At 68.7% G+C, this 10,517-nt stretch carries 13 protein-coding genes; 10 read left to right on the top strand and 3 right to left on the bottom strand.

Going from position 1 to position 10,517, the window contains the following annotated elements:
- Nucleotides 1-28 precede the first annotated feature (28 nt).
- From PMI01_RS12390 to PMI01_RS12380, 3 genes are all read right to left on the bottom strand, one after another.
- A complete protein-coding gene (locus PMI01_RS12390) occupies nt 29-1,309 on the bottom strand; it encodes an NAD(P)/FAD-dependent oxidoreductase (protein WP_035036015.1) in 1,281 nt (426 codons plus the stop codon).
- A 58-nt stretch (nt 1,310-1,367) separates the two neighbouring features.
- Nucleotides 1,368-1,772: a VOC family protein gene (locus tag PMI01_RS12385; protein ID WP_007668806.1), complete on the bottom strand. Its 405-nt coding sequence runs from the start codon at nt 1,770-1,772 to the stop codon at nt 1,368-1,370.
- A gap of 95 nt (nt 1,773-1,867) precedes the next feature.
- Nucleotides 1,868-2,521, bottom strand: a complete 654-nt coding sequence (locus tag PMI01_RS12380) for an alpha/beta hydrolase (RefSeq protein WP_007668804.1) — start codon at nt 2,519-2,521, stop codon at nt 1,868-1,870.
- A gap of 193 nt (nt 2,522-2,714) precedes the next feature.
- Here PMI01_RS12380 and PMI01_RS12375 point away from each other — a divergent pair, with 193 nt between their 5' ends.
- The 10 genes from PMI01_RS12375 to PMI01_RS12330 are packed head-to-tail and all read left to right on the top strand — an operon-like array spanning nt 2,715 to nt 10,517.
- The gene (locus tag PMI01_RS12375) at nt 2,715-3,197 is read left to right on the top strand and encodes an Rrf2 family transcriptional regulator (protein ID WP_007668800.1); all 483 of its coding nucleotides are present in this window, start codon (nt 2,715-2,717) and stop codon (nt 3,195-3,197) included.
- Nucleotides 3,194-4,327: a cysteine desulfurase family protein gene (locus tag PMI01_RS12370; RefSeq protein WP_007668796.1), complete on the top strand. Its 1,134-nt coding sequence runs from the start codon at nt 3,194-3,196 to the stop codon at nt 4,325-4,327. Before PMI01_RS12375 ends, PMI01_RS12370 begins: the two co-directional genes overlap by 4 nt.
- Nucleotides 4,327-5,796 (top strand): Fe-S cluster assembly protein SufB, encoded by a 1,470-nt coding sequence (gene sufB / locus PMI01_RS12365; RefSeq protein WP_007668789.1) that lies wholly within the window; start codon nt 4,327-4,329, stop codon nt 5,794-5,796. Before PMI01_RS12370 ends, sufB begins: the two co-directional genes overlap by 1 nt.
- Complete coding sequence (locus PMI01_RS27880; protein WP_007668787.1) at nt 5,796-6,530, top strand: VOC family protein; 735 nt, start codon at nt 5,796-5,798, stop codon at nt 6,528-6,530. The genes sufB and PMI01_RS27880 overlap by 1 nt, the downstream gene beginning before the upstream one ends.
- On the top strand, nt 6,530-7,279 hold the full coding sequence (gene sufC, locus PMI01_RS12355; RefSeq protein WP_007668786.1) for a Fe-S cluster assembly ATPase SufC: 750 nt from the start codon (nt 6,530-6,532) through the stop codon (nt 7,277-7,279). The genes PMI01_RS27880 and sufC overlap by 1 nt, the downstream gene beginning before the upstream one ends.
- Nucleotides 7,276-8,307 (top strand): Fe-S cluster assembly protein SufD, encoded by a 1,032-nt coding sequence (gene sufD, locus PMI01_RS12350; RefSeq protein WP_007668783.1) that lies wholly within the window; start codon nt 7,276-7,278, stop codon nt 8,305-8,307. Before sufC ends, sufD begins: the two co-directional genes overlap by 4 nt.
- Nucleotides 8,304-9,521: an aminotransferase class V-fold PLP-dependent enzyme gene (locus PMI01_RS12345; protein ID WP_035036009.1), complete on the top strand. Its 1,218-nt coding sequence runs from the start codon at nt 8,304-8,306 to the stop codon at nt 9,519-9,521. Before sufD ends, PMI01_RS12345 begins: the two co-directional genes overlap by 4 nt.
- 5 nt (nt 9,522-9,526) lie before the next feature.
- Nucleotides 9,527-9,883 (top strand): SUF system Fe-S cluster assembly protein, encoded by a 357-nt coding sequence (locus tag PMI01_RS12340; RefSeq protein ID WP_007668778.1) that lies wholly within the window; start codon nt 9,527-9,529, stop codon nt 9,881-9,883.
- 14 nt (nt 9,884-9,897) lie between these two features.
- Nucleotides 9,898-10,305 (top strand): HesB/IscA family protein, encoded by a 408-nt coding sequence (locus tag PMI01_RS12335; RefSeq protein WP_007668775.1) that lies wholly within the window; start codon nt 9,898-9,900, stop codon nt 10,303-10,305.
- Complete coding sequence (locus tag PMI01_RS12330) at nt 10,305-10,517, top strand: hypothetical protein (protein ID WP_007668771.1); 213 nt, start codon at nt 10,305-10,307, stop codon at nt 10,515-10,517. Before PMI01_RS12335 ends, PMI01_RS12330 begins: the two co-directional genes overlap by 1 nt.

Genomic DNA, 10,517 nt, shown 5'->3' with positions numbered 1-10,517 from the left:
GGGAGAGGGGTTAGGACCGCGCCGCCGACTAGTGCAGCTTCAATCGTCCCGCCACCCGCTGCTGCAGCAGTCTGGCCAGGGCCAGAACCACCGTCTTGGGCGTGCCCAGGATCGCCCGGTGATGGTCCAGGTGCAGCGAGGTGTAGGCCCACTTGGCGATCAGGCCCTCGACGAAGAAGTTGGGGCCGCCCAGGCCGCCCATCAGGGCCCCGACGCCCTTGTTCTCGCCCAGCGACACCAGCGAGCCGAAGTCGCGATAGACGAAGGGCGTCTCGACCCGCCGCTGGCCCAGCCGGGCGATCAGCGTCTTGGCCAGGTAGCTGGCCTGCTGGTGGGCGGCCTGGGCGCGGGCCGGGATCAGCTGGCCGTCTTTCCAGGGCGCGCCGGCGCAGTCGCCCAGGGCCCAGACGTCCGGGGCCGAGGTCTCCAGCCGGTCGTTGACCACGAACTGGTTGGTCCGGTTGGTTTCCAGGCCATAGTCGGCGTTGGTCGCCGCGGCCTTGACCCCGGCGGCCCAGACGATCAGGTCGGCCGGCACCTCGCCGAGACTGGTCTCCAGCCGGTCGGCATGGACGGCCACCACCTTGGCCCCGGTGTGGACCCGCACGCCCTTGCGCTCCAGGGCGACGGTGGCCTGGTCGGAGATCTTCTCGGGCAGGCCGCCGAGGATGCGCGGGGCGGCCTCGACGATGGCGATGTCCAGGCGGAAACGCTGCTCGCCGCCGATGCTGTCCAGCAGTTCGCGATGCGCCTCGATCAGTTCGGCCGACAATTCGACCCCGGTGGCCCCGCCGCCGACGATGGCCACGCTCATGGTCTTCTCGGGCGAGAACGAGGCCTTCATGAAGGCGGCCAGCAGCCGGGTGTGGAAGGCCTCGGCGTCCTCGGTGCGCTCCAGCAGGTGGGCCTGCTCGGCGCCGGGAGTGCCGAACAGGTTGGAGCCGCTGCCGATCGCCAGCACGCCCCAGGTGAAGGTGACGCCGCGCTCGTCGACCAGCACCTTGCCGCCTTCGCCGACTATGGGCTTGAGGGTGAGGCGCTTGGCGACTGGGTCAAAGCTGTCGAGGTCGCCAAGCAGGAAGCTGAAGTGGTTGCTCCGGCCCAGGATCGAATAGGACAGGCCCTCCTGGTGAACGTCGAGCGTCCCCGCGGCGACCTCGTGCAGGCTGGGCTTCCAGATATGGAAACTGGACCGGTCGATCAGCAGCACCCGTTCCTTGCCGGACCGGCGCCCGAGCTTTCGCCCCAGCCGCGCCGCCAGTTCCAGCCCGCCGGCCCCGCCGCCGACGATGACGATGTCGTAGTGCATGCCCGGCATCCCAATAATTCCTCAGATGGTGAATATATAGGACGTGCGACGATCGTTGTCAGGCCAGGTTGAGCTGCCAGGAGACGCCGTAGCGGTCGTTGACCCAGGCGAAGCGCCGGCTGAAGCCGTAGTCGCCCAGCGGCATCAGTTCGCCGCCGCCGTCGCCCAGGGCGGCGACCAGGCGCGCGATTTCGTCTTCCGACGCGCAGTCAACGAACAGCGAGGTCGAGGGGGTGAAGTCGAAGGCGTGCTTCACGAAGCTGTCGGAGCAGAAGATCTCCTGACCGCCGATCCTGAAGCGGGCGCGCGTCACCGAGCCTTCGGGGCCCGGACCGCCGGGGCCGTGGCGGTCGATGTCGAGGACCTCGCTATCGGGAAACAGCGAGACGTAGAAGGTCATCGCCGCTTCGGCCCGGCCATCCTGGAACATCAGGAACGGGCGTATGGTCTGGCTCACCGTCATCTTCCCCAAACGTCGTTCGGCGCAGGATGACGGTGAGTTGTCCAGGATCGCAAGTCTTATGGTACCGGTAACCTGCGATAACTCACGGCCCGACCCTACGGAATCGGGGTCATCGCCAGGCGCTTGTCGAGATAGTCGCCGACGCTGCGCTCGACGCTGGGCAGGTGCTCGGCCCAGAAGTGGGTGGCCTTGTCGACCACCTCGTAGTCGATGACGATGCCCTTCTGGGTGCGCAGCTTGGAGACCACGCGCTCGACCTCGACCGGCGGCACGACAGTGTCGGCCGCGCCCGTCAGGATCAGGCCCGAGGCCGGGCAGGGGGCCAGGAAGCTGAAATCGTACATGTTGGTCGGCGGCGACACCGAGATGAAGCCGTCGGTCTCGGGGCGGCGCATCAGCAGCTGCATGCCGATATAGGCGCCGAAGCTGTAGCCGGCGACCCAGGTCTGGGCGGCGGCCGGGTTGTTGGACTGCAGCCAGTCCAGGGCCGTGGCCGCGTCGGCCAGCTCGCCGATGCCGGCGTCGAACTCGCCCTGGCTGCGGCCCACGCCGCGGAAGTTGAAGCGCAGGGTCGCGAAACCGCGCTTCATGAACAGGTGGTAGAGCTGCACCGACACCGGATGGTTCATGTGCCCGCCCGCCTTGGGGTGCGGGTGCAGGATCAGGGCGATCGGCGCATTGTCGGTCTTGCCCGGCGAATAGCGGCCCTCGATACGGCCGGAGGCTCCGGTCAAAATCACGTCAGGCATACAAGGTCCCTATCCAAAAAGGGGCGACGGGGTCGCTTCCCTCAGCCGTTAAAGGCGAAGGAATACTTGACCACTGCGCTTGGTCTTCCTAAATCCGCAACGCGCGTCGTGACCAACCAGGCCCGGCGCGAAGTCGCGGCTTGTAACACACGCCTAAGCCTATGCGCGCGGAATCTGCAAGGAGGTAAGGCGCATGCGCCTGAGCACCAAGGGACGCTATGCGGTCATGGCCATGACCGACCTCGCGCGTCGCCAGGGCGAGGCCGAGGGCCGCGCCGTGGCCCTGGCCGAGATCGCCGCCCGCCAGCAGATCTCGTTGTCCTACCTCGAACAGCTCTTCGCCCGCCTGCGCCGCAAGGGCCTGGTGGTCAGCGCCCGCGGTCCGGGCGGCGGCTACCGCCTGGCGCGCGAGGCCCGCGACACCGCCATCGCCGACATCGTCCTGGCCGTGGACGAACCCCTGCGCGCCACCCGCTGCGGCCTGTCGAAGGGCGGGGTCGGCAAGGGCGCGCCCAAGGGCTGCATGGCCGGGGGCGCCCAGTGCCTGACCCATGACCTGTGGGAAGAGATGGGCCGCCAGATCCACGGCTATCTGGCCAGCGTCTCGGTCGCCGACGTCCTGGAGGGCAAGCTCTCGGGCAAGGCCCGCGCGACACGGGAGAAGGCGGCGGCGTGAGCAAGCCCACGATCTATCTCGACTACAACGCCAGCGCGCCGCTCCGCCCCGAGGCGCGGGAAGCGATGCTGCGCGCCTTCGACCTGGGCGGTAACCCCTCGTCGGTGCACGCCAGCGGCCGGGCCGCGCGCGACCTGGTCGAGACCGCCCGCGCCCAGGTCGCGGCCCTGGTCGGGGTGGTGGCTGGCTCGGTGACCTTCGTCAGCGGCGGCACCGAGGCCAACGCCCTGGCCATCCAGAGCGCCGCCTTCGCCGGTTTCAACCGCATCATCGTCAGCGCCGGCGAGCACGACGCCGTCACCGCGACCGCCGCCGCCTCCGGCCTGCCGGTCGAGGTCCTGCCGATCGACGCCGAGGGCGTGGCCGACCTGGACTGGCTGCGCGAGGCGCTGTGCAAGCCGGGCCGGGCCCTGGTCTGCCTGATGCTGGCCAATAACGAGACCGGCGTCGTCCAGCCCGTCGCGGAAGCTTCCGCCCTGGTGCGCGACGCCGAGGGCTGGCTGCATGTCGACGCCGTCCAGGCGGCCGGCAAGATCGCCATCGACTTCACCGCCCTGGGCGCCGACACCATGGCGCTGTCGGCCCACAAGCTGGGCGGGCCGCAGGGCGTCGGCGCCCTGGTGGCCGGCACGCGCGCCACGCTGGTGCGCCAGCAGCACGGCGGCGGCCAGGAGCGCGGCCGCCGGGCCGGCACCGAGAACGTCGCGGGCATCGCCGGGTTCGGCGCGGCGGCGCAAACGGCCGCCTCCGACTTGCCCCGGATGGCCAATCAAGCGATATGGCGCGACGCCTTGGCCGAACGGATCAAGGCGGCTGGCGGCGTGACGCTCGGGGAGGGCGCGGACCGCCTGCCTCAAACCCTCTGTCTGGCGGCCGAAGGCTTCGGCTCGCAGATCCAGGTGATGAACCTGGACCTGGCGGGCGTGATGGTCAGCGCCGGCAGCGCCTGCTCTTCGGGCAAGGTCAAGGCCAGCCGCGTGGTGGAAGCCATGGGCCGGTCCGACCTCGCCCCCTTCGCCCTGCGGGTCAGCGGCGGCTGGGCGAGCACGGCGCAAGACTGGATTTCCTGCGGCGACGCCTGGCTCGCCGCCTATTCGCGTATCGGCGCCCGTCGCCGGGAGGTGGCGTAATGGCCGCGGTCAAACAGACCATTGATACCGTCGCGGCGCTCGAGAAGTACGAGCACGGCTTTACGTCGGACATCGACCAGGAGTTCGCCCCCAAGGGCCTCTCCGAGGACATCGTGCGCTTCATCTCGGCCAAGAAGGAAGAGCCGCAGTGGATGCTCGACTGGCGGCTGGAGGCCTATCGCCGCTGGCTGGAGCTGGAAGAACCGACCTGGGCCAACGTCACCCATCCGCCGATCGACTACCAGGACAGCTACTATTACGCCGCGCCCAAGGAGAAGGCCGGGATCGCCAGCCTCGACGAGGTCGATCCCGAGATCCTGGCCGTCTACGCCAAGCTGGGCATCCCGCTGAAGGAACAGGAAGTCCTGGCCGGGGTGGTGGGCGCGCCGCGCTACGCGGTGGACGCGGTGTTCGACAGCGTCAGCGTCGTCACCACCTTCAAGAAGGAGCTGGCGGCGGTCGGGGTGATCTTCTGCTCGATGAGCGAGGCGATCCGCGAGCATCCGGAGCTGGTCAAGCAGTACCTCGGCTCGGTCGTGCCCACGTCGGACAACTATTTCGCCTGCCTCAACAGCGCGGTCTTCTCGGATGGGTCGTTCGTCTACATCCCGCCGGGCGTGCGCTGCCCGATGGAGCTGTCGACCTATTTCCGCATCAACGCCAAGGATTCCGGGCAGTTCGAGCGGACTCTTATCATCGCCGACAAGGGCGCCTACTGCTCCTATCTCGAGGGCTGCACAGCCCCGATGCGCGACGAGAACCAGCTTCATGCTGCTGTCGTCGAGCTGGTGCTGCTCGAGGACGCCGAGATCAAATATTCCACCGTCCAGAACTGGTATCCGGGTGACCCGGAAACGGGGAAGGGCGGCATCTACAACTTCGTCACCAAGCGCGCCGACTGCCGCGGCGACCGCAGCAAGGTGTCGTGGACCCAGGTCGAGACCGGCTCGGCGATCACCTGGAAGTACCCGTCGTGCGTGCTGCGCGGCGAGGGCAGCTCGGGCGAGTTCTACTCGATCGCCGTGACCAACGGCCACCAGCAGGCCGACACCGGCACCAAGATGATCCACCTGGGCGCCAACACCCGCTCGCGGATCGTCGCCAAGGGCATCAGCGCCGGCCAGTCGACCAGCACCTATCGCGGCCTGGTCAGCGCCCACCCGAAAGCCAAGGGCGCGCGCAACTTCACCCAGTGCGACAGCCTGCTGATCGGCAAGACCTGCGCCGCCCACACCGTGCCCTATATCGAGGCCCGCAACGGCCAGTCGGTGTTCGAGCACGAGGCCACCACCACCCGGCTGTCGGACGACCAGCTGTTCTATGTGATGCAGCGCGGGCTTTCGCAGGAGGAGGCCGTGGCCCTGCTGGTCAACGGTTTCGTCAAGGACGTGTTGCAGCAGCTGCCGATGGAATTCGCGGTGGAGGCCCAGAAGCTGGTGGCGATCTCGCTGGAAGGCAGCGTCGGCTGATGCTGCTGGCGCTCGACCATGTCCAGTTGGCCATGCCGGCCGGCGGTGAAGCCGCCGCGCGCGGCTTCTATGGCGACGTGCTCGGCCTGCCCGAAACGCCGAAGCCGCCGCACTTGGCCAAGCGGGGCGGTTGCTGGTTCGAGAGCGAGATGTTGAAGATTCACCTGGGCGTCGAGGCCGACTTCCGCCCGGCCCGCAAGGCGCATCCGGGGCTGCTGGTTTCCGATCTGCCGGCGCTGAAGGCGCGGCTGGCCGAGGGCGGCTACGCGTTGAAGGACGATGAGCCGCTCGAAGGCTACGACCGCGTCTATGTCGAAGACCCGTTCGGCAATCGGATCGAGTTGCTGGAGCGGCTGAGCCGCGCGGACGGGCGCCTGGCTGGCGATCGCGACGCGGTTGAGCGGCGCGACGGCGTGATCAAGGACGGCGTCTTCGATCTCGACAAGGAAGCAGGCAGTTGGACCCAGGATGGCGCATTCCTGGGCGCCGACGGCAAACCCGTGCGGGCCTATGATGATGTCGTCCTGCTGCGCGACATCGCGCCCGAGAATGACCCCACATCGCCTTACATCGTGCCCGCTGGGACCACAGGCACGATCTTGTTTTTCAGCGAGCGCGCCGACAGCGTGGCGCAGCTCGAACTCGACTGGGATCCGGTCGCCGTGGTCCTCGGCTACGAAGACCAACGCTACCTCCGCCTGCACATGACGAACGAAGAAAAGTACCCGCGCTGATGCTCTCCATCCAAAACCTCCACGCCACCGTCGGCGACAAACCCATCCTCAAGGGCGTGACGCTCGACGTGCCGGCTGGCCAGGTGCACGCCATCATGGGGCCGAACGGGGCGGGCAAGTCGACGCTGTCCTATGTGCTCACGGGGCGTGGCGGCTACGAGGTCACCGAGGGCTCGGCGAGCCTGAACGGCGAGGACCTGCTGGCCCTGGAGCCCAACGAGCGGGCCGCCAAGGGCGTGTTCCTGTCGTTCCAGTATCCGCTGGAAATTCCGGGGGTTCCGGCCCTGACCTTCATCCGCACCGCCCTCAACGCCCAGCGCCGGGCGCGCGGCGAGGACGAGATCGCCGCCCCGGCCTTCCTGAAGCTGGCCAAGGAGAAGGCCGCGGCCCTGAAGATCGACTTCGAGATGCTCAAGCGTGGCCTCAATGTCGGCTTCTCGGGCGGCGAGAAGAAACGGATGGAAATCCTTCAAATGGCGATGCTTTCGCCCAAGTTCCTGATCCTCGACGAGACGGATTCGGGCCTGGACATCGACGCCCTGAAGATCGTCTCGGAAGGCGTCAACGCCCTGCGGGCCCCCGATCGCGGCATGCTGGTCATCACCCACTACCAGCGCCTGCTCGACTACATCAAACCCGACCGCGTCCACGTGCTGGCCGCCGGCCGCATCGTCGCCTCGGGCGGCCCGGAGCTGGCCCACCAGCTCGAGGCCGAGGGCTACGACAAGTACACGGTGGCGGCCGCATGACGCTCGCCCTGGCCCTGAAGACCGGCGACCTGACCCAGCTGCCGTCGCGGCGCGACGAGGACTGGCGCTGGACCGACCTGCGCGGCCTGATCCGCACCGCGCCGCCGGCCTCGCCGGCCTTTGACGGCGAGATCGCGCCGGGACCGTTCGACGCCCTGGCCGCCGACACCATCCTGTTCGTCAACGGCCGCCAGCGTCACGCCGCCGCCAGCGGCGCCGGCGACGTCGTCGCCCTGCGCTTCGTCTCCGCCACCGAGGGCGCGGGCCACGCCGCCACCTACGCCATCGTGGTCGAGCCCGACACCACCCTCGTCCTGCTGGAAAGTCACGAGGGCCAGGCGGCGGGCTACATGTCGGACGTCACCCTCGACATCGCGGTGGGCGAGGGCGCCCGTGTCGAGCGCATCGTGCTGGTCGACGACCACGCCGAGGCCATCGACATCGTCACCGCCGAGGTCGATCTGGCCCCCGGCGCGACCTACGTCCAGACCGTGCTGACCTCGGGCGCCCGCCGCCAGCGGGTTGAGACCCGGGTCAACCATCCCGGCGCCCACGCCAATGTGCGGCTCGACGGCGTCTATGTCCTCGACCACCAGCGCCACGCCGACCAGACCACGGTCGTCACCCACGGCGGCGTCGACGGCGTCACCGGCCAGCTGACCAAGGGCGTGGTCACCGACCAGGCGCGCGGCGTGTTCCAGGGCCGGATCGTCGTCCAGCCCGGCGCCGACCAGACCGACGCCCGCATGGGCCACCACGCCCTGATCCTGTCGGACAAGGCCGAGGTCGACGCCAAGCCCGAGCTGCTGATCTTCGCCGACGACGTCGCCTGCGCCCACGGCAACACCATCGGGGCCCTGGACGACGAGGCGATCTTCTACGCCCGCCAGCGCGGCATTCCCGAGGCCGAGGCCCGGGCCATGCTGACCCAGGCCTTCCTGGGCGAGGTGGTCGAGCGTATCGAGCACGACGGCGCGCGCGCCATCGCCGCGGCCTGGGTGGCCCAGCGGCTGGGGAGGGCGCAATAGTGGCTTTCGACGTCGAGGCCATCCGCGCCCAGTTCCCGATCCTGGCCCGCCAGGTGAACGGCAAGCCGCTGGTCTATCTGGACAGCGCCGCCAGCGCCCAGAAGCCGGACGCGGTGCTGGACGCCATGACCAGCCTGGCGCGCACCAGCTACGCCAATGTCCATCGCGGCCTGCACACATTGGCCAACGAAACGACGCAGGCCTATGAAGACGCTCGGGAAACCGTGGCGCGCTTCATCAACGCCGAGCCGTCGGAAATCATCTGGACCAAGAGCGCCACCGAGGGCGTCAACCTGGTCGCCGACACCTTCGGGCGGTCGCTGAAGGCCGGCGACGAGATCGTGCTGTCGGTGATGGAGCATCACGCCAACATCGTGCCGTGGCACTTCCTGCGCGAACGCTACGGCGTGGTGCTGAGGTTCGTTCCCGTCACCGACGACGGCCTTCTCGACATGGAGGCCTTCAAGGGCCTGCTGAACGCGCGCACGAAGATGGTGGCCATCAGCCACATGTCGAACGTGCTGGGCACCATCAACGACGCCGCCGAGATCGTCCGCCTGGCCCACGCGGCCGGGGCGCCGGTGCTGCTCGACGGCTGCCAGGCCATCGTCCATTCCAAGGTCGACGTGAAGGCGCTGGACGTCGATTTCTACGTGTTCTCCGGCCACAAGCTGTACGGCCCGACCGGCATCGGCGTGCTCTACGGCAAGGCCGAGCGCCTGGCCGCCCTGCCGCCCTACCAGGGCGGCGGCGAGATGATCGGCCACGTGACCCTGGAAGGCGTCACCTATGCCGAGCCGCCGCACCGCTTTGAGGCCGGCACCCCGGCCATCCTCGAGGCCGTCGGCCTGGGCGCGGCGATCGACTGGCTGGGAACCCTGGACCGCGACGCCGCCCTGGCCCATGAGCATGCGCTCTACCAGCGGGTGGTCGACCAACTGGCCGGCGTCAACGGCGTGCGCATCCTCGGCACGGCGCCGGGCAAGGGGGCGGTGCTGACCTTCGTGGTCGAGGGCGCCCATCCCCACGACGTGGCCCAGGTGCTCGACCGCTACGGCGTCGCCGTGCGGGCCGGCACCCATTGCGCCGAGCCGCTGATGAAAAGGTTCGGCCTCACCGCGAGCGCCCGCGCTTCTTTCGCCCTATATAACACCGAGGCCGAGGCCGACGCGTTCGTGAGCGCGCTGGCCAAGGCCCGCAGTTTCTTCAGTTGAGCCCCATGACCGATCAGACCGCCCCCGTCACCGTTTCCGCCCTGCCGCAAGCCGAGCTGGATCGCCTGACCGACCAACTGGTCGAGAAGCTGAAGACGGTGTTCGACCCGGAAATCCCGGTCGACATCTACGAACTCGGCTTGATCTACAAGGTGGACGTGTCCGACGAGAAGGACGTGGCCATCGACATGACCCTGACCGCCCCGGGCTGCCCGGTGGCCGGCGAGATGCCCGGCTGGGTGCGCGACGCGGTCATGGAGCTGGAAGGCATCCGGTCGTGCCATGTCGACCTGGTCTTCGAGCCGCCGTGGGATCCCTCGCGGATGAGCGACGAGGCCAAGCTGCAACTGAACATGTTCTGATTGGTTTGAAGCCCATGGAAGCCGCCGTCACCGCCCGTCCGCGCCGCCCGCGCCCCAAGGTCGTCACCCTGACCCCGGCCGCCGCCGCGCGGGTCAAGGAGATCATGGACCGCAAGGCGCTCGAAGAGCCGGGCAAGCCCTATGCCGGCCTGCGGGTGGGCGTGAAGAACGGCGGCTGCGCGGGGTCGGAATACGTCTTCGAATACGCCGTCGAGAAGGGGCCGATCGACGAGGTGGTCGAGGACCAGGGCGTCACCATCCTGATCGACCCCAAGGCGGTGCTGTTCCTGATCGGCACCACGATCGACTACGAGACCACCAAGCTGTCGTCGAAGTTCGTGTTCAACAACCCCAATGAGACCGACGCCTGCGGCTGCGGCGAGAGCGTCACCATCCAGCCCGCGCCCGAGGCGCAGGACTGATGCTGGCGCGGACGCCGTCCTGCGTGGAATGCGGCCTGGCCTGGGGCCGGCCGGGCTTCGCCTGTCACGGCGATGACCCCAGCCACGGGCCGTCCTACTGGTCGGACCAGGGGATTCTGTGCTCGGTCGGCTGCGCCACGAACCATTTCGACAAGCGCCGGGCCGACGGGACGTTCGTGCCCGTGCCGGCGGACTGCCCGGTGGAGTTTTAA

This window comes from Caulobacter sp. AP07, assembly GCF_000281955.1.
Lineage (GTDB): Bacteria > Pseudomonadota > Alphaproteobacteria > Caulobacterales > Caulobacteraceae > Caulobacter.
Note: the sequence above shows the minus strand (reverse complement) of the source record. Positions and strands in the feature narration are given on the sequence as shown.

Coding starts and splice junctions, on each gene's coding strand:
- PMI01_RS12380 (WP_007668804.1), bottom strand. CDS start 2,521: ATGCCTGACGTGATTTTGACCGGAGCCTCCGGCCGTATCGAGGGCCGC.
- sufB (WP_007668789.1), top strand. CDS start 4,327: ATGGCCGCGGTCAAACAGACCATTGATACCGTCGCGGCGCTCGAGAAG.
- sufD (WP_007668783.1), top strand. CDS start 7,276: ATGACGCTCGCCCTGGCCCTGAAGACCGGCGACCTGACCCAGCTGCCG.
- PMI01_RS12390 (WP_035036015.1), bottom strand. CDS start 1,309: ATGCACTACGACATCGTCATCGTCGGCGGCGGGGCCGGCGGGCTGGAA.
- PMI01_RS12375 (WP_007668800.1), top strand. CDS start 2,715: ATGCGCCTGAGCACCAAGGGACGCTATGCGGTCATGGCCATGACCGAC.
- PMI01_RS12340 (WP_007668778.1), top strand. CDS start 9,527: ATGACCGATCAGACCGCCCCCGTCACCGTTTCCGCCCTGCCGCAAGCC.
- PMI01_RS12385 (WP_007668806.1), bottom strand. CDS start 1,772: ATGACGGTGAGCCAGACCATACGCCCGTTCCTGATGTTCCAGGATGGC.
- PMI01_RS12335 (WP_007668775.1), top strand. CDS start 9,898: ATGGAAGCCGCCGTCACCGCCCGTCCGCGCCGCCCGCGCCCCAAGGTC.
- PMI01_RS12330 (WP_007668771.1), top strand. CDS start 10,305: ATGCTGGCGCGGACGCCGTCCTGCGTGGAATGCGGCCTGGCCTGGGGC.
- PMI01_RS27880 (WP_007668787.1), top strand. CDS start 5,796: ATGCTGCTGGCGCTCGACCATGTCCAGTTGGCCATGCCGGCCGGCGGT.
- sufC (WP_007668786.1), top strand. CDS start 6,530: ATGCTCTCCATCCAAAACCTCCACGCCACCGTCGGCGACAAACCCATC.